Annotated in this window: 21 protein-coding genes; 13 read left to right on the top strand and 8 right to left on the bottom strand. The window is 61.3% G+C overall.

Going from position 1 to position 21535, the window contains the following annotated elements:
- Positions 1-121 precede the first annotated feature (121 nt).
- Positions 122-1447 (top strand): NAD(P)/FAD-dependent oxidoreductase, encoded by a 1326-nt coding sequence (locus OOZ53_RS20135; RefSeq protein ID WP_271091520.1) that lies wholly within the window; start codon positions 122-124, stop codon positions 1445-1447.
- The gene (locus OOZ53_RS20130; protein WP_271091519.1) at positions 1444-2238 is read left to right on the top strand and encodes a DUF1365 domain-containing protein; all 795 of its coding nucleotides are present in this window, start codon (positions 1444-1446) and stop codon (positions 2236-2238) included. The genes OOZ53_RS20135 and OOZ53_RS20130 overlap by 4 nt, the downstream gene beginning before the upstream one ends.
- Here OOZ53_RS20130 and OOZ53_RS20125 read toward each other — a convergent pair.
- Genes OOZ53_RS20125 through OOZ53_RS20115 form a run of 3 tightly spaced genes read right to left on the bottom strand, consistent with a single transcriptional unit; the run spans position 2235 to position 4298 of the window.
- A complete protein-coding gene (locus tag OOZ53_RS20125; protein WP_271091518.1) occupies positions 2235-3026 on the bottom strand; it encodes an SDR family NAD(P)-dependent oxidoreductase in 792 nt (263 codons plus the stop codon). The two genes, OOZ53_RS20130 and OOZ53_RS20125, sit on opposite strands and share 4 nt — an antisense overlap.
- Positions 3027-3033: 7 nt before the next feature.
- A complete protein-coding gene (locus tag OOZ53_RS20120; protein ID WP_271091517.1) occupies positions 3034-3702 on the bottom strand; it encodes a ChrR family anti-sigma-E factor in 669 nt (222 codons plus the stop codon).
- Positions 3699-4298 (bottom strand): sigma-70 family RNA polymerase sigma factor, encoded by a 600-nt coding sequence (locus tag OOZ53_RS20115; protein ID WP_271091516.1) that lies wholly within the window; start codon positions 4296-4298, stop codon positions 3699-3701. Before OOZ53_RS20115 ends, OOZ53_RS20120 begins: the two co-directional genes overlap by 4 nt.
- A 208-nt stretch (positions 4299-4506) precedes the next feature.
- Between OOZ53_RS20115 and OOZ53_RS20110 the strand changes: the two genes are divergently transcribed.
- Positions 4507-4995: a fasciclin domain-containing protein gene (locus OOZ53_RS20110; RefSeq protein ID WP_271091515.1), complete on the top strand. Its 489-nt coding sequence runs from the start codon at positions 4507-4509 to the stop codon at positions 4993-4995.
- Positions 4996-5123: 128 nt separating this feature from the next.
- On the opposite strand, the gene OOZ53_RS20105 is transcribed toward OOZ53_RS20110, so the two are convergent.
- Positions 5124-6182 (bottom strand): ABC transporter ATP-binding protein, encoded by a 1059-nt coding sequence (locus OOZ53_RS20105; protein ID WP_271091514.1) that lies wholly within the window; start codon positions 6180-6182, stop codon positions 5124-5126.
- A 4-nt stretch (positions 6183-6186) separates the two neighbouring features.
- Positions 6187-6996 (bottom strand): IclR family transcriptional regulator, encoded by an 810-nt coding sequence (locus OOZ53_RS20100; protein ID WP_271091513.1) that lies wholly within the window; start codon positions 6994-6996, stop codon positions 6187-6189.
- A gap of 131 nt (positions 6997-7127) precedes the next feature.
- Here OOZ53_RS20100 and OOZ53_RS20095 point away from each other — a divergent pair, with 131 nt between their 5' ends.
- The 10 genes from OOZ53_RS20095 (at position 7128) to OOZ53_RS20050 (ending at position 19140) form a co-directional block, all read left to right on the top strand.
- Complete coding sequence (locus OOZ53_RS20095; RefSeq protein ID WP_271091512.1) at positions 7128-8381, top strand: ABC transporter substrate-binding protein; 1254 nt, start codon at positions 7128-7130, stop codon at positions 8379-8381.
- A gap of 122 nt (positions 8382-8503) precedes the next feature.
- Complete coding sequence (locus OOZ53_RS20090; RefSeq protein WP_271091511.1) at positions 8504-9433, top strand: carbohydrate ABC transporter permease; 930 nt, start codon at positions 8504-8506, stop codon at positions 9431-9433.
- Position 9434: 1 nt separating this feature from the next.
- Positions 9435-10283: a carbohydrate ABC transporter permease gene (locus tag OOZ53_RS20085; RefSeq protein WP_271091510.1), complete on the top strand. Its 849-nt coding sequence runs from the start codon at positions 9435-9437 to the stop codon at positions 10281-10283.
- Positions 10284-10311: 28 nt separating this feature from the next.
- Entirely contained in the window at positions 10312-12396 is a 2085-nt protein-coding gene (locus OOZ53_RS20080) for an alpha-galactosidase (RefSeq protein ID WP_271091509.1), read from the top strand.
- A 64-nt stretch (positions 12397-12460) separates the two neighbouring features.
- The gene (locus OOZ53_RS20075; protein WP_271091508.1) at positions 12461-13231 is read left to right on the top strand and encodes an SDR family NAD(P)-dependent oxidoreductase; all 771 of its coding nucleotides are present in this window, start codon (positions 12461-12463) and stop codon (positions 13229-13231) included.
- Positions 13232-13235: 4 nt separating this feature from the next.
- Positions 13236-14171, top strand: a complete 936-nt coding sequence (locus OOZ53_RS20070; protein WP_271091507.1) for a 2-dehydro-3-deoxygalactonokinase — start codon at positions 13236-13238, stop codon at positions 14169-14171.
- A gap of 8 nt (positions 14172-14179) precedes the next feature.
- On the top strand, positions 14180-14815 hold the full coding sequence (locus OOZ53_RS20065; protein ID WP_271091506.1) for a 2-dehydro-3-deoxy-6-phosphogalactonate aldolase: 636 nt from the start codon (positions 14180-14182) through the stop codon (positions 14813-14815).
- A gap of 1 nt (position 14816) precedes the next feature.
- A complete protein-coding gene (locus OOZ53_RS20060) occupies positions 14817-15704 on the top strand; it encodes an SMP-30/gluconolactonase/LRE family protein (RefSeq protein ID WP_271091505.1) in 888 nt (295 codons plus the stop codon).
- Positions 15705-15711: 7 nt separating this feature from the next.
- A complete protein-coding gene (locus OOZ53_RS20055; protein WP_271091504.1) occupies positions 15712-17670 on the top strand; it encodes a beta-galactosidase in 1959 nt (652 codons plus the stop codon).
- A 111-nt stretch (positions 17671-17781) separates the two neighbouring features.
- A complete protein-coding gene (locus OOZ53_RS20050) occupies positions 17782-19140 on the top strand; it encodes a phosphohexomutase domain-containing protein (protein ID WP_271091503.1) in 1359 nt (452 codons plus the stop codon).
- Between the two features lie 12 nt (positions 19141-19152).
- On the opposite strand, the gene OOZ53_RS20045 is transcribed toward OOZ53_RS20050, so the two are convergent.
- Genes OOZ53_RS20045 through OOZ53_RS20035 form a run of 3 tightly spaced genes read right to left on the bottom strand, consistent with a single transcriptional unit; the run spans position 19153 to position 21456 of the window.
- On the bottom strand, positions 19153-19983 hold the full coding sequence (locus OOZ53_RS20045; RefSeq protein WP_271091502.1) for an ABC transporter substrate-binding protein: 831 nt from the start codon (positions 19981-19983) through the stop codon (positions 19153-19155).
- Between the two features lie 17 nt (positions 19984-20000).
- Positions 20001-20756, bottom strand: coding sequence for an ATP-binding cassette domain-containing protein (locus OOZ53_RS20040; protein WP_271091501.1), 756 nt, complete (start codon positions 20754-20756; stop codon positions 20001-20003).
- The gene (locus OOZ53_RS20035) at positions 20749-21456 is read right to left on the bottom strand and encodes an ABC transporter permease (protein ID WP_271091500.1); all 708 of its coding nucleotides are present in this window, start codon (positions 21454-21456) and stop codon (positions 20749-20751) included. Before OOZ53_RS20035 ends, OOZ53_RS20040 begins: the two co-directional genes overlap by 8 nt.
- Positions 21457-21535 lie beyond the last annotated feature (79 nt).

Raw genomic sequence — 21535 nt, 5'->3', positions numbered from 1 at the left:
GCCGCGGGCTGGTTCGGATCACAGGATCGCGAGCGGCGCCGAAAATCGGCATTCCGGGTGATCCGAGCCATTCGGGATGGCGTATGAGTTTGGTATATGCGGCAAATGCGGGAGACTTCCGTTGCGTAAACTGAATATTGCGGTCATTGGCGGTGGGATATCGGGGCTATCGGCGGCCTGGCTGTTGAGCAAGGGGCACAATGTCACGCTTTTCGAGCGCAGCAACTGCCTCGGCGGCCACGCCCACACGGTCGATGTCGAGACGGCGGACGGGATCGTTCCCGTGGACACCGGATTTATCGTCTTCAACCAGGCCAACTATCCCAATCTTTGCGCGCTGTTCCGGCACCTGGACGTGCAATGTGCGACAACGGAGATGAGTTTCTCGCTTACGCATGATTTCGGCCGCTATGAATATGCGGGCCACGGCTCCGGCTATTTCGGCCAGAGGCGCAACATAGCCAATGTCCAGCACTGGATGCTGCTGAAGGAGATCAACCGCTTCTTCCGGAAAGCCAAACACAGGATCGGCCTTTATCACCTGGACACCACGCTCGGCGAATTCCTGGAACGCGAGCACTATTCCCGCGATTTCATCGACGATCATATCATCCCCATGGGGGCCGCGATCTGGTCGACATCGATGGAGAGGATGCTGGATTTTCCGGCCCGTGCTTTCATCGATTTCTACGCCAATCACGGCATGCTGCAGTTCAAGAACCGACCGGACTGGAACACGGTCCTGGGCGGCAGCCGCAACTATGTGGAAAAGCTTGTCGCGGACGGACATTTCCACACGGTCCTTGGCGCCGACATCAAGACCGTGACCCGTCGACCGGACCGAGTGCTGATTTCCATGCGTGACGGCGTCACACAGCTTTTCGATCACGTGGTGATGGCAACCCATGCGGATCAGGCCGTGGCGCTGCTTGATGACAGGGACGCGGCGGAAACATCGCTGCTTGGCGCGTTTCCCTATCAGGAAAACACGGCCATCCTGCACACGGACGACAGGTGGATGCCGAAGCGCAACCGGCTGTGGTCGAGCTGGAACTACATCAAGGCGGGCCGCAAATCAGCCGACGAACTCTGCGTGAGCTACTGGATGAACCGGCTCCAGTCCCTGCCGACGCGCGAAAACATCTTCGTCACGCTCAACCCGATCCGCGAGATCGCGTCCGAAACGATCATCCGGGAAATGCGCTACGAGCACCCGGTCTTTACCGCCGAAGCCTTTCGGGCGCAGGAGAACATGCCGACGCTGCAGGGCTACCGGCGCACCTGGTATTGCGGCAGCTATCTGGGCTACGGATTTCACGAGGACGGTATAGCCAGCGGGCTGGCGGTGGCGGAAAAACTGGGCGGTCTTGCAAGGCCGTGGGCGAGCGATCCGGCATTCGACGTGCGCCGCAGCGGCTTTGAGGAGTACCTGCAGGTGGCCGAATGAGCACGATCCGCGATGCAATCTATGTCGGTACCGTCATGCACCGTCGGCTGCGCCCGAAGCCGCACGGATTCCGTTATTCCGTTTTCACGATGCTGATCGACGTCGACCGTCTGCCCGAACTCGGCAGGCGTTTGCGCCTGTTCTCCCACAACCGGTTCAATGTCTATTCCGTTCACGAAAGCGATCTCGGCGACGGTGGCGCCCTCAAGCCGCATCTTCACGAACTGGCAAGACAGGCACTCGGCGCGCGCCGCACGCAAAAATTCCTGATGCAGTGCTACCCGCGCGTTTTCGGCTATGTCTTCAATCCGCTGACCGTCTATTACGGCCTCGATGCGGATGAGCGGCCGAGCATCGTCATCTACGAGGTGACGAACACATTCGGCGAGCGGCACAGCTATGCGATCCCGGTTGAGGACGACGGTAATGGCTGCATTCGCCAGAGCTGCGAGAAGGTGCTGCATGTATCGCCCTTCAACGAGGTGCGGGGCCGTTACGCCTTCAAAACCCGTCTGCCGGAGCAGACATCCAATATCGCGATCCTGCTGAAGGACAGTGACGGACCGCTGCTTGCGGCACAGTTCAGCGGAAGCCGGGTTCCGCTGACCGACGCGTCGCTGGCACGTCTTGCCGTCACCCACGGCCTGATGACCGCCAAGGTCTGGCTCGGGATCCACTTCGAAGCCTTGAAGCTCTGGAAGAAACGTCTGCGCTTTTTCAGGAAACCGCCGCCGCCGGCTTCGGCTGTTACGGTTCCGGCCGCCGATAAAGGCCAACAGATCGCAGCTTAGCCCTTCCGCTTTCCGGCCCCGGTCATGCGCCTTATCAGTGCATAGTAAAGGCCGGTGGGCAGGAAATTCATCAGTCGGATTGCCGATGTGAACCCGAACGGGAAGAAGATTGCCGGCTTGTGCCGGATAATCCCGTCGAGAAGTTTTTGCGCGGCAGTGTCGGCGCTGATGAGGCCCGGCATCTTGAACTGATTGACCCGCGCCATCGGCGTGTCGACGAAACCCGGATTGGCGATCGTCACCTCGATCCCCCATGCGCTGAGCTCGATCGCCAGCGTCTCGACCAGATTGATCAGCGCGGCCTTTGTCGGACCATAGGCGGCTGAGGTCGGCAGACCGCGATAACCGGCCACGGACGCGACAATCACGATGCGGCCGCCGCCCCGCGCCTTCATGCCGGGCAGCAGGGCGTTGACCGTGTCGACGACGCCGAAATAGTTGATATCCATCGCCCGGCGCATTTCGCCCACATCCATCTCGTCCGCCGCCATCGGCACCCAGACGCCGGCACAAAGAACCGCGAGGTCAATGCCGGAGAAGCGCTTCTCGATTTCCGCGACCGCATCGGCGATCGCCTCTTTGTCGGAGATGTCGGCGGGAAACGCGGAGAGGCGCTTGCCGGCGCTTTGCATCACTTCGAGCTTGTCGGCGGATCGCGCCGTTATCGCGACATTGTCGGCGCACGCCTCCATAAGCCGCGCCAGGCTGGCGCCGATGCCCGAACTCGCCCCAACGATCCAGACATTGCCCAGCCGAGACTTGCCCGATTTGGCCATCGCGGGAAGCAATAGCGGCTCAGATTCCGACCAGCGGCTGCATCAACCGGCTGACAATGCCCTTGAAGCGCGTCGGCTCTTCAGTCGCGACCAGACAGATGCAGGGATCGTCCGAATCGACGACCGGCTGGTGTTCGACATGCTCATCGAGATCGGCGACGTCGCCGGGACCGAAACGGCCCATCGAGTCGCTGTAGGAGCCACGCAGGATCAGCGTCATCTCGGTTCCGCCGTGGCCGTGTTCCGGCATCTTGCGTCCCGAACCGATCTTCAGCATGAACAATGACGAAGAGGTGTCGGCAAGTTCGATCTTGTGTCTGTAGACGCCCGGAACCACGAGACGCCAAGGCACATCGTCCAGCGATCCGCCGATCAGGCTGCTCAGGGGCAGCGGAACATCGCCGTCCGGATCATTTGCCGGCGTTGCCTCGACAGGCCGTCGTTTTGTTGCGGTGTCCGGTGCGGCATCGATCATTCGCGACAGGCGCGTGAATGAGCCGTCCGAAAGCGCCGCTTCCGGCATGTCGGACAAGCAGGCTCCGCCGACGGCCTCGGCCAGACGGACCGCCTGCCGGCATTCGTCGCACATGGCAATATGTGAGGCCACGACCACCGCAAATGCGGGGTCAAGGTCCCCGGCTGCGTAGCGCATCAGCGATGCAGCATCCAGATGATGATGAATGCTCATCTCAAATCCTCGAGATTTTCCTTCAGTTTCTTGTAAGCCAACCGGGTCCGGGATTTCACCGTGCCGATCGGCAGGTTCAATTTTTTTGCGATCTCGCTTTGCGGCATGAACTGGTTGAAGGCCAGGTCAATCACATCGCGCTGCTCCTGCGGCAGTTTCTGCAAAGCCGCGCGGACGATCTCTCCATGCTGACCGGCAATCATCTCGCTTTCCGCGCTCGGCGCATCGCTGGCGATTGACACGGTCTCGACATCCACGAAGGGCTGAACGGGCTGTCGCCTCAGCCGATCGATCCGCGCATTGCGGGCGATCGTGAATATCCAGGTTGAAACTGAGCCGCGCTCAGGCGCATAGAGCGCGGCCTTGCGCCAAACCGTCAGCATGACTTCCTGCATCAGGTCCTCCGCAAGGTCTTCGCCGGCCCCTGAGCCGAGCATCATTCCTTTGATCCTTGGGCCGAACCTTACGAACAGGGATTCAAACGCCGATTTGTCGCGGTTGTCGGCAACGGCCGTTATCAGCGCCTCGTGTCGCGCCTGATCCGTATTTGGTCCCGGATCCTCGGTCGTTTCTTCCATCCGCAAGACTTTCAGCATCGTCCGGCCTTCTGTTTTAACCGGACCCATTACGTTGACCGCGCGACATCGGATCACGGCCAATCAAAATTTATCAGCATTTTTCGCGGGAAGGACAATTTTCTCGAAACCGGGTGATCCGACAGCGGTCCCGTGGCGTAATCCATGCCAGCTAGCAACCCGGATCATCCGGCGGTCGACTGCCTCTACACCTGCAGAGGAGATGAACATGCAGAAACTGATTATCGCCGCATCCGTGGCAATGGGAATTGCCGCAGCCGCACCCGCGAATGCCGCAAATATCGTTGAAACCGCGCAGGGCGCCGGAACATTCAACACGCTGATTGCCGCGGCTCAGGCCGCCGGACTTGCCGATGCACTTGCGACAGGCGAAAACCTGACCGTTTTCGCGCCCACTGACGAGGCCTTTGCCGCGTTGCCGGAAGGCACGGTCGAGAACCTTCTCAAGCCTGAAAACAAAGACCAGCTTGCCGCCATCCTCAGCTATCACGTGCTGCCGCGCAAGCTGATGTCCACCGACCTTCCGGGCCGCCGCATTCACGTCAAGACGCTGAAGACTTCCGGTGACAAGACGCTTTCGGTCGAAAAATCGTCCGCCGGCGTGACGGTGGACAATGCCAATGTCGTGTCCGCCGACATTATCGCCGACAACGGCGTCATCCATGTTATCGACGCCGTCGTACTCCCCTCCAACTGACCGTCGATAGCCGCGCGTCCATGTCGCCGGACGTGCATTGGGCGCGCAATCCTGACTGCGCGCCCTTTTTGTTGCTATTTGTTTCGGCAACCGGCCCGGAAGATGGACCTTAAACCGCTGTTTTCCGTCTATCGGATGCGGGCTTCCGTTTCCTTGTCGAACAGCATGGCGCGCCCGGGTTCGAACGTGATTCCGACCCGCGAGCCCTCGACGGAGCGTTCGTCGCCGCGCTCCTCGACAATGATCTTCTCGCCATTGTCGGAAATCAGATAGTCGTAGGATGTGCCGCCAAGCGCCTCCGTCAGGTCAACGGACATTGTGTCGCCCGCCCTGTCGATCTCGATATGCTCGGGGCGAATTCCCAGAACGACGGGCGTGCCGGCGGCCGGCATGGTTACCGGCAGCTTGACGTTGCTCTTCAGGGCCGGAACCTCGATGGAATCGCCCTGGCTGGTGCCTTCGAGGAAGTTCATGGCGGGCGAGCCGATAAAGCCGGCGACAAACCGGTTGTCCGGATCGCGATAAAGGTCCAGCGGCGCGCCGACCTGTTCGATGTGACCGCCGCGCAGAACGACGATCTTGTCCGCAAGGGTCATGGCCTCGACCTGGTCGTGGGTCACGTAGATCATGGTCGCGCCGATTTCCTTGTGCAGACGCGCGATCTCGACGCGCATCTCCACGCGCAATTCGGCATCCAGGTTGGAAAGCGGCTCGTCGAACAGGAATACCTCCGGCCCGCGAACAATGGCGCGGCCGATGGAGACGCGCTGGCGCTGACCGCCCGACAGTGCGGAGGGCTTGCGGTTGAGATACTGCTCCAGTTTGAGAATGCGGGTGGCTTCGGCAACCTTCTCCTCGATCTCGGCCTTGGGGTGACCGTTCATCTTAAGGCCGAAACCCATGTTTTCCTTGACCGTCATATGCGGATAGAGCGCATAGGTCTGAAACACCATGGCAACGCCGCGCTGCGCCGGGTCCATCCTGGTAACGTCGCGGGTGCCGATCGAGATCTTGCCTTCCGTGGTCTCTTCCAGTCCGGCCACCATGCGCAGGAGCGTCGATTTTCCGCATCCCGACGGCCCGACAAACACGCAGAACTCGCCATCGTCGATGTGAAGGTTCACGCCGTGGATTACCTGCACATCACTGTACCGCTTGACGACGTTTTGAAGTGCTACACCTGACATTTCGTTAGATCTCCATTGTTTCCGGCGTTCCCTGATTGTCGGGGAAGCGCCAGTATTCAGCGGCTGCAGCCACCTGCGTTGCGGCATCCTGCAAGTCGGGCACGAATTTTTTCAGCTTGCCGAGCGAAGTCCGGGCCGACGTGCTGGTCACGGAAATCGCGCCCATCAGCTGCCGCGTTCTGGACAGCACGGGCACGGCCACGCAGATGATTCCGGGCTCGTGGTCTTCACGGTCCAGCGCAAATCCATCCTCACGGATCTGGTGCAGTTCGTCGGTGAGCTCCTGCTGGGAGCATATCGTCGACGGCGTGAAGCGGTGGTAGGATTGTTGCGGCAGCATGCGATCCAGCTCATCCGGCGGCAGATGGGCCAGCATTGCCTTGCCGACACCCGTGCAGTAGGCGGGGCCGACCTTGCCGGCTTCGGAGAACATGTTGACGCGGCGCTTGGCGTCCAGCTTGTCCAGATAAAGGACATGCGGCCCGTCGAGCTGCGCCAGGTGGATGGTCTCTCCGGTCGCCCGGCTGAGCGCCGTCAGATGCGGCCGGGCGACCGGCGCCAGGGACGATTGGGTCCATGCCGAATGGGCGAGGCGCACCAGGCGCACGCCAAGCGCGTATGTCTGCCATTCCCGGTCGAAGGTCAGCACGCCCTCGGTCACCAGATTCTGCAGGATCCGGTAGAGCGTCGCCTTGGGATATGGGGAGACTTCCAGGACATCGTTGAACCGGACAGGCCGCTCAAAAGACGCCACCAGGTCAAGAACGCTCAGCGCCTTGCCCACAGTCCCGCTCGACTTGCGTACAGCTTCCAATTCCGATCCTCCCCGTCCCCTTCCGGCACGAAATACCGGCGAGGACATTCTTGACAAGCGTAGGTTAATCGTGCTCCAATTTCAATATGTAAATTATAGTTTCATTATTCGGAACTCAAAGGGAGGATACCATGCGTTCCATTTTGAAGGCGTCGGCATTGGCGCTGGCGACCAGCGTCGCTTTGGTTTCAGGGGCTGTGGCCGCTGACAAACTGAGCGGCGAAATGAAAATCTTCCTCGATACGTCGAACCCGGCGCCGCGCGCGACTTTCGAAGGCGTCATTGCACAATTCGACGAAATGCATCCGGACCTGAAGATCGAAACGACGATCATCGACCGCGAAGCCTACAAGACCCAGATCAGGAACTTCCTGACGGCCAATCCTCCGGATGTCGCGACCTGGTATGCCGGCAACCGCATGCTGCCCTATGTCACAACCGGCCTGTTCGATGACGTGTCGGATTTGTGGACCGGCGAATTGGGCGAAGAGCTGGCCTCGACCAAGGCGGCAATGACCATTGACGGCAAGCAGTGGGGCATCCCCTATTCCTACTACCAGTGGGGCGTTTACTACCGCAAAGACATCTTCGACGAGCTCGGTCTGACCGTCCCGACCAACTGGGCGGAAGAAAAAGCCAACTGTCAGAAGATCGTCGATTCAGGCCGCAAGTGCTACACGATCGGCACCAAGTTCCTTTGGACCGCCGCCGGCTGGTTCGACTATCTGAACCTGCGCACCAACGGCTACGAGTTCCACATGGAACTGACGGCCGGCAAGGCAAGCTGGACCGATGACCGGGTCAAGGCCACTATGGCCAACTGGCGCGAGCTGATCGACATGGGCGCCTTCATCGACGACCACACGGCCTATAGCTGGCAGGAAGCCATCCCGTTCATGGTGGACGGTCAGGCCACCGCCTATCTGATGGGCAACTTCGCCGTCGACGCGATCAAGTCGGCCGGCCTTACCAATGACCAGCTCGACTTCTACCAGTTCCCGCTGATCACCGAGGGCATTCCGATGTCGGAGGAAGCGCCGACCGATACGCTGCATATCCCGTCGGGTGCGGCCAACAAGGAAGCCGCTCGCGCATTCCTGAAGTTCGTTGCTTCGCCGGAAGTCCAGACCTCGATGAATGCGAGCCTCGGACAGCTGCCGGTCAACAACAAGTCCAGCGTGAACACGGAAGACAAGTTCGCCAAGGCCGGCTTCGAGATGCTGAACAACGCCTATGCGCTCGCGCAGTTCTTCGACCGCGACGCACCGGCCGAGATGGCCAAGGTCGGCATGGAAGGCTTCCAGGAGTTCATGGTCCGCCCGGACAATGTGGACCAGATTCTGGCACGCCTCGAGAAAGCACGCGAGCGTATCTACAAAGACTAAGTGATATCGGGGCGGGCCTTGCGGTCCGCCCCGACTTTCTTTCGGACCGCCCCGCGCGTCAGCCGGTCACCGGCCTGTCCGCCAATACGGAACCGCGAGCGGTATCATAAATGAGGTTCGCGATGTCGACTGCCAGCCTAGCCAGATCCGAATACGCGCCGGAAAACAGATCATGGTATAAACGCAACGAGATCAGGGTCACGCCCTGGCTGTTCCTCGCGCCGGCCATTCTGTTCTTTCTCGTCTATGTCATCATTCCCATTTTCCAGAGCTTCGAGATATCGCTGTTCAGTTGGGACGGTCTCGGACCGCGCGAATATATCGGCACCGAGAATTATGTCGAACTATGGGACGATCCGGCGTTCTACACGTCGCTGAAGAACAATCTGATCTGGCTGATCCTTTATCTCCTGGCGATTCCGGCCGGCCTGTTCATCGCCCTCTTCCTGAACCAGACCGTGTTCGGCATCCGGCTCTACAAGTCGCTGTTCTTTTTTCCGTTCGTCATCAGTCAGGTCGTTGTCGGTCTGGTGTTCACCTGGTTCTACGATCCGACATTCGGCCTGTTCAACACGATTATCGGATGGGTCGGGCTCGGCCCGATCAACGTTCTGGGCGATCCGACCTACGTGACCTATGGCATCATTGCCGCTGGCCTGTGGCCGCAGACGGCCTACTGCATGATCCTCTATCTCACCGGTCTCAACGCCGTCGATCCCGAGCAGATCGAAGCGGCGCGGCTGGACGGCGCCAAGGGCTGGAAGATGCTCTGGTACGTCGTCGTTCCGCAGCTCAAACCGGCGACCTTCATCGCCTTTGTGGTGACGATCATCGGCGCGCTGCGCTCATTCGACCTGATTTCCGTAATGACCAATGGCGGGCCCTTCGGCGAGAGCCGGGTGCTGAGCTTCTACATGTTCGAGGTCGCGCTTTCGGAATACGGCTTCCGCATGGGATATGGCGCTGCCATCGCCGTCGTCCTGTTCATCATCATGCTGTTCTTCATCGCGTACTTCCTGTACTCGATGTACAGAGACGAGAGGGGGCGCTGATATGTTTCCGACCCCAATCCAAAAACGCTCGCGCAACTGGCAGTTCACCTATCAGGCCTTCTTGCCGCTTGCCCTGATCATGTGGCTGCTGCCGCTGATCGCCGTCGGCGTCTTTTCCGTCAAACCCGAGGGCGATTTTGCGGCCGGCGAATACTGGTCCCTGCCCTCGACCTTCGGCGGCTTCGAGAACTACGGAAAGGTGTTCTTCGAATCTGACATGCCGCGTTACCTGCTCAACTCGCTGCTTATCACCGTGCCGACGGCGATCGGTGCGGTGGCGCTTGCCTGCATGGCGGGATTTGCGCTCGGCATCTACAAATTCAAGCTGAATCTGTGGATCTTCTTCCTCTTCGTCGCGGGCAATTTCGTTCCGTTCCAGATCCTGATGGTGCCGGTCAGGGATCTGACCGTGGATATGGGACTCTACAATACCAAGACGGGCCTCGTGCTTTTCCACATCGCCTTCCAGACAGGATTCTGCACGCTTTTCATGCGCAACTTCATCAAGGGTCTGCCTTTTGCCCTCATCGAAGCCGCGCGGGTCGAAGGCATCGCCGAATGGCGGATTTTCGTCTATATCGTGCTGCCGCTGATGAAGCCGGCCATCGCCGCGCTGAGCGTGCTGATCTTCACCTTCATCTGGAATGACTATTTCTGGGCGATCGTTCTGACACAGGGCGCCGAATCCCAGCCGGTCACGGCAGGCATCACGTCCTTCAACGCGCAGTTCCGGGCCGCCTATCACCTGATGAGCGCCGGCGCCATCGTCGCTGCCCTGCCGCCGGTCGCGATGTTCTTCCTGATGCAGAAGCACTTTATCGCAGGTCTCACGCTCGGAGCGGTCAAATGATGCGATTGAAGATCATTGGAAGGCGGCCATGATCCAATGCTGGCGGCTGGATGACAGACGTCAGACTCTGGTGCTCGGCTCCCATCGGAAACACCTCGCCGAGGTGATCTACTGGGGGCCGAGGCTACCGGACGACGAAGATCTGGATACGCTGTTTGCCGTTCATGCCATCGACGTGACCGGCGGCATGCTCGATCTGAACCCGGAGCTTTCCGTTTCGCCCGAAGCCACACGCACTTTTCCCGGTCAGCCGGGGCTGATCGTGCGGGCCAGCGACGGCACGCAATTGCTGACGAAGTTCTGTCTGGTTCAGGCGCAAGAAGAACCGGGAAGGCTGAACCTGTTCTACACCGACGAGAACAACGGTCTCACCTACTCCGCCCGCTTTGCCATCAATAGCCGGACCCATGTGATCGAGGCACAGGCAGCGCTCGAATCGGATGAACCCATTCACCTGCACTGGATGTCGGCGCCAGTGATGCCCGCACCGCAACTGTCGGACGAGATGATCGACGTCTCCGGGCGGTGGTGCGGCGAATTCCAGCTCAACCGGACCGTCTGGTCGCCGGGCGTGCGGTTCCGCGAGAACCGGACCGGGCGGACCGGACATGAGCATTTTCCGGGACTGATCGTCCCGTGCCGCGGCGCCACGAACACGCAGGGCCAGGCCTACGCCTTCCACTATGGCTGGTCCGGCGGCCACAAGATGATCGCGGAAGAACTTCCGGACGGCAGACGCCAGATCCAGTTCGGACATGCCGAACACATGGAGGCAACGCCCAAAAAGCAGTTCGAGACCGCCCCCCTCTACATTACTTTTTCCGATGACGGGCTGAATGGCTGCGCGGTCGCCTTCCAGCGCCATCTGCGCGACGAAATCGTGCAAATGCCACAGCCCGATCGCGAGCGGCCAGTTCATTACAATTGCTGGGAGGCGGTCTATTTCAACCACGATCTCCCGGTGCTCAAGGACATCGCAAGCCGCGCGGCGGATTTGGGGGTGGAACGCTTCGTTCTGGACGATGGCTGGTTCAACCGCCGCGACAATGACACCCGCGCGTTGTCCGACTGGGAGGTCGATCCACGGAAATATCCGGACGGGCTGGATCCGCTGATCGACCATGTGCACAGCCTCGGCATGACGTTCGGCATCTGGTTCGAACCGGAAATGATCAATCCGGATTCCGAGATTTACCGGGCGCATCCGGACTGGGCGCTGGGCGCCGAGGACCAGATCCTCGGGCGCAACCAGAAGGCGCTCAACATGGCGCTTCCCGACGTGCGCGACTTCCTGTTCGAGCGCATCGCGACGGTGCTGCGCAAACATGCCATCGAATATATCAAGTGGGATCACAACCGTGTCCTGCCGATGCCGGACGCGGACCAGACGCGCGGATCCTATGCGCTGCTGGACCGGCTGCGCGCCGAATTTCCGCATGTCGAGATCGAAAGCTGCGCGTCGGGCGGCGGCCGCATTGATTTCGGCATTCTCGAACGCACGCAGAGGATCTGGCTCAGCGACAGCACCGATGCGCTTGAACGGCTGAAAATGCAACACAATGCGGCCCTGTTCCTGCCGGCGACGGTCACGGGATGCCATGTCGGCTCACGAAAGTGCCATACGTCGGGCCGGGTTCTCGACATGTCGTTTCGGGCATGGGTCGCCGCGCAGCGGCACATGGGCATCGAGATGGATCCGCGCGAGCTGACCGACGAGGAGGCCGAGACGCTGCGGCAGGTCGTAAGCTGGTGGAAGCAAAACCGCGGCTGGATGATGAATGCCGACATATTGCGCCTGGAAAGCCCGGATCCCGCCGTCATCGCGGAACAGCAACTGTCCGCGGACCACGCCCGCTTCGTGGTGTTTGCCGGAAAGGCCGCGACGAGCAGCCAGATCGCGCCACGCCCCCTGCGCCTGACACGGCTCGACCCGCATGCCCGCTACCGCATAAACCTGATCAACCGCGACCGGGCGGTCGGCCTGTCGCGCGGAACGCAAACGCTGAAAACCGAATCCGTTGACCTGAGCGGCAGCTACCTGATGAACCACGGATTGACGCTGCCCTGGAGTTTTCCCGAATCCATGTGGGTCATCGAGGGTCGGCGGCAATGATTTGAACTTGTTTCGACCGGTTCGCGCATGCATACCGATCGAAATCTGATGGAGTACGTTACGGATGAAACTGAATGCGCAATTCAACGATCTGAAGGGGCAGTCCGTCTTTATTACCGGCGGCGGGTCGGGCATCGGCGCATGGCTGACGGAGGGCTTCGTTGCCCAGGGCGCCAAGGTCGCCTTCGTGCAGCGATCCGATGCCACGGAACTGTGCGACCGGCTGGAGGCCGAATACGGCAACAGGCCATTGTTCATCGCCTGCGACATCACCAATGTCGATGCGCTGCTGGCGGCGATCCGGGAGGCCCGCGCCGCCCACGGGCCGATCACGGTGCTGGTCAACAACGCCGCCTCGGACAACCGCCACAGCCTGCATGAATATTCGGTGGAGGACTGGGACCGGGCGATCAACATCAATCTTCGGCCGCATTTCTTCACCGCTCAGGAGGTCGCCAGGGACATGCGCGACGCCGGACACGGCTCGATCATCAATTTCTCCTCGATCTCCTACATGATGGGCAATGAGGGCTACCCGGCCTATGTCGCGTCGAAATCGGCGATTACCGGCCTGACCAGGGGGCTTGCGCGCGAACTCGGAAAGGACAATATCCGCGTCAATGCGGTCATGCCGGGATGGGTTCTGACGGATCGCCAGAAGGAGCTGTGGGTAACGGACGAAGCGCTGAAGGCCCATATCGACCGGCAGTGCCTGAAGGAGGAGATCGCGCCGCTCGATATCGTCGAACCGACGCTCTTCCTCGCATCTTCGGCATCGAGAATGATGACCAGCCAGGCTCTGGTTGTCGACGGCGGCGTCGTATTCACGGGATAGGAACTTGCAAGCTTTTTGCGCAGCCATTGACTGGGGCACGACGAGTTTTCGCATCTGGCTGATGGCGGAAGACGGCAGTGTCGTGTCCGAAAGACGCAGCAATGAGGGCATGACGATCGCGGCGGAAACCGGTTTTCAGACCGTCCTCGACACCCATATGCGGGCCCTGGATGCGCCGCAGACCCTGCCGGTCGTGATTTGCGGCATGGCCGGATCGCGCCAGGGCTGGCAGGAGGCGCGCTATCTGACGGTGCCGTCACCACTGGCCGATATCGCGGCAAAGGCCGTGCGCGTCAACGGGCCGAGCCGCGATATCAGGATACTGCCCGGACTTGCGCGGCGTGAAACGGCCCGTCCGGACGTCATTCGCGGCGAAGAAACGCAGTTGCTCGGCGCCTTTTCCGGCTCGCACGCATCAGGCCTTGCCTGCATGCCGGGAACGCATTCGAAATGGGTCAAGGTCAGCAACCGGTCCGTCACCGATTTTTCGACCTATATGACCGGCGAGTTGTTCAGCCTGATCGCGCGTCGGTCCATATTGCGCCATGCGGTGGGTGACGCGGACAATTGCGACCCCGAAAGCGGCGATTTCCTGCAGGCCGTCGCGGACGCCCACGCCAACCCATCGGATCTGTCGCGCCTGCTGTTTTCCATTCGTGGCGGCCAGTTGCTTTACGGGCGCGAGGTCACAAGCAGCTTCGAGCGGCTTTCGGGATTGCTCATCGGCTCCGAGGTCGGCGCCGCGCTTTCCATGCAGGAGACCAGGGAACCGATCATGCTCATCGCTTCGGGAAAGCTGGCCGCGCTCTATAAATCGGCGTTCCTGTCGCTGGGGCGGGAGATTGTGATGATCGACGCTGACGAGGCCGTGCAAAGGGGCCTTTACTACGGGGCGCGGCATTTCTGGCCGGGCACGGATACGCAAGCGGATTACGGATAGATCAAGATATGACGAACAGAGCTCCCTGGCCATCGATGAAGCGTTCGCTGGTCGCCATTTTGCGCGGCCTCAAGCCGCATGAAACCGCCGAAACCATCGGCGCGCTGGTTGCGGCCGGCCTTGAGGCCATCGAGATACCGCTGAATTCGCCCGATCCGTTCGAGTCCATCCGCATCGCCGTTGACAGCGCGCCGGCCGAGTGCCTGATCGGCGCGGGCACTGTGCTGACGCTTGCCGATGTCGAACGCCTGGCGGAGGCCGGCGGGCGGCTGATGGTCAGCCCCAACACGGACCCCGAGATCATCCGCAGCGCGTCCGATTGCGGCATGGTCACCATGCCGGGCGTGTTTACGCCGACCGAGGCGCTCACTGCCGTTTCCGCCGGCGCATCGGGACTGAAATTCTTTCCGGCCAGCGTGCTCGGCCCGCAGGGCATTGCGGCGATCCGGGCGGTGCTGCCGCCGGACATCGAAATCGGCGCCGTCGGCGGCGTCTCGCACGAAACCTTCGCGGATTACAAAACAGTTGGCGTGCGGACGTTCGGCCTCGGATCGAGCCTTTACAAACCCGGCATGAACGTGGATGAGATATCGCGGCGCGCCCGCATCTCCGTAGAGGCCTATGATGCGGTATTTGGAGGCTGAGATGGATCTGAACGGATTCGATTGCAGCATTTTGGACAGCACGAACTGCCTGCTTGGCGAGGGACCGACCTACGACCCGGAAACCGACACGCTGTGGTGGTTCGACATCACCGGTCGAAAGCTCATGGAACACCGGTTCGGTGACGGGCATTCGGCATCGCACGACCTCCCGTTCCTGTGCAGCGCATTGGCTGTCGCGGATGGCGGCCGGCAGGTCATTGCCTGCGAAAAAGGGCTTTTAGAACGGTCGCCATCGGACGGTGCGCTGACCAATATCGTCGGCATTGAGGCCGATAACGAGACCACGCGGTCCAACGACAGCCGGGTCCACCCGTGCGGCGCGTTCTGGGTCGGCACGATGAGCAAATTCGGCAAGGAAAACGCCGGATCGATCTATCACTATTTCCGCGGCGAGCTGAAACCCCTGTTCACCGGCATTACCGTTACAAACGCAATATGTTTCTCCGCCGACGGTTCGGTCGGGTATTTCACCGACACGCCGACCGGAAAAGTCATGCGGGTACCGCTCGATCCGCAGACCGGATTGCCCACGGGACAAGCTGAGGATTTTATCGTGCGCACGCTGGATCATCCGGGCTGGGCCGATGGCGCGGTCATCGATGCCGACGGGCTGATGTGGATTGCCCGCTGGGACGGTTCCTGCGTTCAGGCATATGATGCTTCCGGATCGGTCGTCGAGACAATCAATCTGCCGGCGTCGCAGATCACATGTCCCGCCTTTGTCGGCAAAGATGCTTCACGCATGATCTTGACATCGGCTGCCGAGGGGATCAGTGAACAGCGTCTGATCGAACAGCCGCATGCCGGCATGACATTTATGATTGACCGCCGTGTGAACGGCAGGATCGAGCCGAAAGTCTCGCTTTAGAAAGACCATGAACAAGAAATTTGAAATCGGCGTGTGTTACTATCCGGAACACTGGCCCGAAAGCCTCTGGCCGGATGATGCGCGGCGCATGGCCGCCCTTGGCGTTACCTATGTGCGTATCGGCGAGTTTGCCTGGTCGCGGCTGGAGCCGAAGCGCGGCGATTTGCGCCTCGAATGGCTCGAACGCGCCATCGACGTGCTGCATGAAGCCGGCCTGAAAGTGATATTGGGAACACCGACGGCAACACCGCCGAAATGGCTGGTCGACGAGATGCCGGACATGCTTCCCGTCGACAAGGAGGGCAAGGTTCTCGGCTTCGGCTCGCGCCGTCACTATTGTTTCTCGCATCGCGGCTACCGCAGCGAATGCCTTCGCATCGTGGAAACCCTTGCGGAGCGCTTCGGCAATCACCCGGCCGTCGCCGGCTGGCAGACCGATAATGAATATGGCTGCCACGATACAGCCCGGTCCTGGTCCGAGGAATCGCTCGCCGCATTTCGCCATTGGCTGAGCGACAGATACGGATCGGTTGAAGCGCTCAATTCGGCCTGGGGCAATGTCTTCTGGTCCAAGGAGTACACCGATATCTACGCGATCGATCTTCCCGGCCTCGCACCGGCGGAGATCAATCCCGCGCACCGGATGGATTTCTACCGTTTCTCGTCCGACCAGGTCGTCGAGTTCAACCGGCTGCAGTGCGATCTGTTGCGCAAACTGTCGCCCGGCCGAGACATCATCCACAATTTCATGGGCCGGACGCTCGAATTCGATCACTTCGCGGTGGGCGCGGACCTCGACATATCGAGTTGGGACAACTATCCGCTCGGCTTCCTGGAGGACCGGTCGGACGCGGATGATGACTGGCGGCGGCGCTTCGCCCGTGCCGGCGATCCCGATTTTCAGGCCTTTCACCACGATCTTTACCGTGCAACATCCGGCGGCCGCTGGTGGGTCATGGAACAGCAGCCGGGACCGGTGAACTGGGCCGACCACAACCCGGTGCCGCGCGACGGCATGGTGCGACTGTGGACACTGGAAGCCTTTGCCCACGGAGCCGAGGTCGTCAGCTATTTCCGCTGGAAACAGGCACCGTTTGCACAGGAGCAGATGCACTCGGGCTTGCTGCGTCCGGACGGTGTCGAGGCGGAAGGCTATTTCGAGGCAAAGAGCGCAATCGAAGCGCTGCAGGCCGTGGACACAACGGCAAACACCAAAGCGGACGCCGCGATCGTTTTCGATTATGAATCCGCCTGGGCCTGGGAGGTACAGCCGCAGGGCCGTGAGTTCGACTATTTCCGTCTGGTCTTCGACCACTACCGGGCGCTGCGGCGCAAGGGGCTGTCGATCGATATCGTTGCTCCGGATACCGCAGACCTGTCGGCCTACGGGCTGGTGCTGGTTCCGGGGCTGTTTGCCTGGAGCGATGCGCTTGTCACGGCGCTGTGCAACTTTGAGGGCATCGCGCTGATCGGACCGCGATCTGGCTCGAAAACCAGGGATTTCTCGATTCCCGACGGTTTGCCGCCGGATCTGCCGAAGAACCTGGCCGATGTCCTGGTCAGCCGTGTCGAGAGCTTGAGGCCGGATTGCCCCGTGAGCCTTGCCGACGGGGAAGGCGCGGTCCGGTTCTGGCGCGAGTTTCTGGTCACAGGCGGATCGTGTCAGGCCGAGATTACGGCCGAGGACGGCTGGCCTGTTCTGGTGCATCAGGGACGAACCCATTATCTCGGCGGCTGGCCGGATGACATCTTGCTCGATGACATTGTCGCGCGACTGACCACTTTGGCCGCACTGCCGACCGTCGATCTGCCGGAGGGCGTTCGGCTACGACGGCACGGCGATCTGACCTTCGTGTTCAACTATGGCGATACGGCCGCGGACCTCGGCGCGCTCGGCCTTGACGGCGAACTGATCATCGGGGGCAGCGCGCTGCCGCCATCCGGTGTCTCGGTCTTCCGGCAGTAATCTGTTATCCATGAGCCTGGCGCGCAGGGGACCATGGTTGTCTCCCCCGCGTCACGGTGATATCGCAGGGGCCTGCTGACCCTGACCAGACAAAACGGGAAATCCCCTGCAATGACATCAGCCTTCAAAGCCTATGACGTCCGCGGCGAAATCCCCGGACAGGTCAATGTGCCGTTCGCCTACCGTTTCGGGCAGGCCGTCGCCGCCCAGCAGCCTCGTCAGAGCGTCGTTGTCGGCCACGACATGCGGCAAGACAGCCCGGCGCTGGCCAGCGCCATCACGCAAGGGCTGCTTGACAGCGGGGTCGATGTCCTTCCGCTCGGCCAGTGCGGGACCGAGGAGGTTTATTTTCACACCGACAACAGCGGCGCCGATGCCGGCCTGATGGTAACGGCCAGCCACAATCCCAAGGACTATAACGGCATCAAGATGGTGCTTGACGGCGCACGCGCCGCGACCCGCGACAATGCGCTCAAGCCGCTCGAGGACCTGGTTTACTCCGACCGCAAGTTTCCCGTCGTCGCGGACTATTCCAAGCGCGGTCTCCTGGCGCCGCAACTCGGCAAGGCGCCCTATGTGGAGCGCCTGCTGAAACAGGTCGAGGGGCTGGCGTTGAAGCCGCTCAAGATCGTCTGCCACGCCGGAAATGGCTGCGCCGGCCCGGTCATCGACCTGCTCGAAGAACACCTGCCCTTTACGTTCATCAAGGTCGATCACGCGCCCGACCCGTCCCTGCCGAACGGCATCCCCAATCCGCTGCTGCCGGAGCGGCGCGAACGCGCCAGCCGTGCGGTCGTCGAGCATGGCGCCGATCTCGGCCTTGCCTGGGACGGCGATTTCGACCGCTGTTTCTTCTATGACGAGCACGGCAATTTCGTCGAAGGCTACTATCTCGTCGGCCTCATCGCCCAGACCATGCTGCGCGGCCACCCGGGCGGCACGATCCTCTATGACCCGCGCCTGACATGGAACACCATCGACACGGTCGAAAAAGCCGGCGGCACCGCAAGGATCTGCCGCACCGGGCACGCCTTTTTCAAGCAGATGCTGCGCGATGAGGACGCCGTCTATGGCGGCGAGATGAGCGCGCATCACTATTTCCGCGATTTCAGCTATTGCGACACGGGCATGCTGCCCTGGCTCGCTGTCGTCGCCGAGATGTCGGCCAGCGGCGCCAAGCTCAGTGAGATGGTCGCCGCGCGGATCGACGCCTTCCCCTGTTCCGGCGAGATCAATTTCACCGTCGCGGATTCGGACCTTGTGCTGAAGAAGATCGCCGATCATTTCGCGCCGGCCGATCCGTCCGTCGAGACCATCGACGGGCTCAGCATGGCCTTCGGCGACTGGCGCTTCAACGTGCGCGCCTCGAATACGGAGCCGCTGCTGCGGCTCAATGTCGAAGCGCGTGGCGATGCGGGCCTCGTCGCCGCACGGGTCAAGGAAATCTCCGCTATCATCGAGACCGAATGATCGGCCCGACGGTCAGCTTCCGCCGTTCTTCGCGTTCGGATGGAAAAGCTGCTGCCCGTCGAGACGGAAACCGGCAATCGCCGCCTGGCCCTCGGGGCCGAGCAGCCATTCGACAAAGCGTTCGGCTGCCGCTTCCTTGACATTGGGGCAATGGGCAGGATCGATGGTGACAACGCCATATTGATTGAAAAGCGCCGGATCGCCCTCGACCAGGATCCGGTGGTCGGCCTGGTTACCGAAGCTGATCCAGGTCGCCCGGTCGGTCAGCACATAGGCGTCCATGCCGACGGCCACATTCAGCGTCGCACCCATTCCGGAGCCGGTTTCGCGGTACCAGCTTCCGCTGTGTGCCTGAGGATCGACACCGATGCCGTTCCACAGCGCGAGCTCCTTCTTGTGGGTTCCCGAATCGTCGCCGCGCGATGCAAAGGCCGCGCGTGAATGCGCAATCCTTTGAAGCGCATCGCCGATCTGCGCACTGCCGCCTATTTCCGCCGGATCCGCGGAGGGGCCGACGAGCACGAAATCATTGTACATGACATCGCGGCGTTGCTTACCGCCGCCCTCGGCGACAAAGGCTTCCTCTGCCGCCTTGGCATGCACGAGCAGCAGGTCGCCATCGCAATTGCCCGCATTCTTGATCGCCTGGCCGGTGCCCACTGCGACGACCCGCACCTGTATGCCGGTCTTTTTCTCAAATCCGGGCAGCAAATGCTCGTAGAGGCCGGAATTCTGCGTCGATGTGGTCGACTGCAGCACGATGAACTCCCCCGCGGCAACCGTGGCCACCGGGAACAGAATTGTCGTCAGCGTGACCGCCAGACAGCGCAACGATGTGAACATGGTTCCTCCTGAAATAGCTAAATTAGTATCTTGCCGGCGATGAAGGCCTGTGCCTCCGGGGTCGCGGGCGCGCCGAAAAACCGGTCCGTCGGGGCATGTTCGACAATCTTTCCGCGATGCATGAAGATAATCTCGTCGCCAAGGCGCCGGGCCTGGGCAAGATCATGGGCGATCAGCACGATGCGCATGCCGTCCTCACTGGCGTTCCTGACCATGGCCTCGATGGTCTGCATGGAGGCGGGATCGAGGCTGGATGTCGGCTCGTCCAGAAAGAGCAGATCAGGCCCCGCCGCCAGGGCACGGGTCAGCGCCAGCCTCTGCATCTCGCCGCCGGACAAGACCCGCGCCGAGGCATTCGCAAGGGCCAGCAATCCGGCGGCCTCCAGCGCCCGGTGCGCCTGGGCGCGTGCCTGTTCTGCCGAGCTGCCGACGGCGCGCAGCGCGAACTCGACGTTTGCGCGCACGGAACGGCGCAGGAGCACAGGCCGCTGCAGGACCATGCCGAAGCGGCAGTAACGCTGACGGTTCGGCGGCTCGCCATTCCAGAGCACGCGGCCCGAATCCGGCGCCCGCAGGCCGGCCAACACATTGAGCAGCAGCGATTTTCCCGCACCATTAGGGCCGACCAGCACGGTTGTGCCACGGCCGCCGATCGTCAGTGCCTCGATATCGAGAAGCACCCTGCCCTTGCGGCGCACGAACAACCGCTCCGCCGATACGGGCAGGATCGGTTTGGCTGCCGCCTGCGGGCCGGAGCGGACGACCTCATGCATAGGCCGACCTTTCGGCTGCGGCGCGAAGCAGGAAGACCAACGCATTGACGGCAAAGGCTATGATGACAAGGATCAGACCGAGGCCGAGCGCCAGGGCCAGATTGCCCTTCGAGGTTTCCAGGGCAATCGCCGTCGTCATGACACGCGTGACATGATTGATGTTGCCGCCGACGATGATCACGGCGCCGACTTCCGCAACAGCGCGCCCGAACCCGGCGAGCAGCGCGGTCATCAGGCTGTAGCGCCCTTCCCACAGCAGCGTGCGCAGCCGCGCCAGCGAGCCGAGACCGAAAAGCATGAGTTGATCGCGGTATTCGCCGTTGAGATCTTCAAGTGTCTGGCGGGCGAGCGCGGCGATGATCGGCACGACCAGGACCGTCTGCGCAATGATCATGGCGGTCGGTGTGTAGAGCAGTTGCAGCGGCCCGAGGGCCCCCGCATTGGACAGCAGCATGTAAACGACAAGGCCGACGACCACCGGCGGCAGCCCCATCAGGGCCGTCACCGTGACGATGACGATGCCGCGCCCCGGAAACCGGGTGACGGCAAGGAAGGCACCCAGCGGCAATCCGATAATCGTGGCGATGAATACGGCGGTCATGCTGACTTTCAAGGACAGCAAGACGATTTCGATCAGCCCTGGATCCAACCCCAGGACAAGCCGAAAGGCCTCGAAAAATGATGCGGCAAAATCCTGCATGGTTCAGCGCAGCCCGGTCGATGTGTCGATACCGGCGCATTAAATACGGCAAGAATTGCCCGCATCATACCCAAAACGG

Source organism: Allohoeflea poritis (genome assembly GCF_027889715.1).
GTDB lineage: Bacteria > Pseudomonadota > Alphaproteobacteria > Rhizobiales > Rhizobiaceae > Hoeflea_A > Hoeflea_A poritis.
Note: the sequence above shows the minus strand (reverse complement) of the source record. Positions and strands in the feature narration are given on the sequence as shown.

Coding starts and splice junctions, on each gene's coding strand:
- OOZ53_RS20120 (WP_271091517.1), bottom strand. CDS start 3,702: ATGAGCATTCATCATCATCTGGATGCTGCATCGCTGATGCGCTACGCA.
- OOZ53_RS20110 (WP_271091515.1), top strand. CDS start 4,507: ATGCAGAAACTGATTATCGCCGCATCCGTGGCAATGGGAATTGCCGCA.
- OOZ53_RS20045 (WP_271091502.1), bottom strand. CDS start 19,983: ATGTTCACATCGTTGCGCTGTCTGGCGGTCACGCTGACGACAATTCTG.
- OOZ53_RS20115 (WP_271091516.1), bottom strand. CDS start 4,298: ATGCTGAAAGTCTTGCGGATGGAAGAAACGACCGAGGATCCGGGACCA.
- OOZ53_RS20080 (WP_271091509.1), top strand. CDS start 10,312: ATGATCCAATGCTGGCGGCTGGATGACAGACGTCAGACTCTGGTGCTC.
- OOZ53_RS20040 (WP_271091501.1), bottom strand. CDS start 20,756: ATGCATGAGGTCGTCCGCTCCGGCCCGCAGGCGGCAGCCAAACCGATC.
- OOZ53_RS20130 (WP_271091519.1), top strand. CDS start 1,444: ATGAGCACGATCCGCGATGCAATCTATGTCGGTACCGTCATGCACCGT.
- OOZ53_RS20065 (WP_271091506.1), top strand. CDS start 14,180: ATGACGAACAGAGCTCCCTGGCCATCGATGAAGCGTTCGCTGGTCGCC.
- OOZ53_RS20035 (WP_271091500.1), bottom strand. CDS start 21,456: ATGCAGGATTTTGCCGCATCATTTTTCGAGGCCTTTCGGCTTGTCCTG.
- OOZ53_RS20095 (WP_271091512.1), top strand. CDS start 7,128: ATGCGTTCCATTTTGAAGGCGTCGGCATTGGCGCTGGCGACCAGCGTC.
- OOZ53_RS20090 (WP_271091511.1), top strand. CDS start 8,504: ATGTCGACTGCCAGCCTAGCCAGATCCGAATACGCGCCGGAAAACAGA.
- OOZ53_RS20050 (WP_271091503.1), top strand. CDS start 17,782: ATGACATCAGCCTTCAAAGCCTATGACGTCCGCGGCGAAATCCCCGGA.
- OOZ53_RS20055 (WP_271091504.1), top strand. CDS start 15,712: ATGAACAAGAAATTTGAAATCGGCGTGTGTTACTATCCGGAACACTGG.
- OOZ53_RS20075 (WP_271091508.1), top strand. CDS start 12,461: ATGAAACTGAATGCGCAATTCAACGATCTGAAGGGGCAGTCCGTCTTT.
- OOZ53_RS20060 (WP_271091505.1), top strand. CDS start 14,817: ATGGATCTGAACGGATTCGATTGCAGCATTTTGGACAGCACGAACTGC.
- OOZ53_RS20105 (WP_271091514.1), bottom strand. CDS start 6,182: ATGTCAGGTGTAGCACTTCAAAACGTCGTCAAGCGGTACAGTGATGTG.
- OOZ53_RS20085 (WP_271091510.1), top strand. CDS start 9,435: ATGTTTCCGACCCCAATCCAAAAACGCTCGCGCAACTGGCAGTTCACC.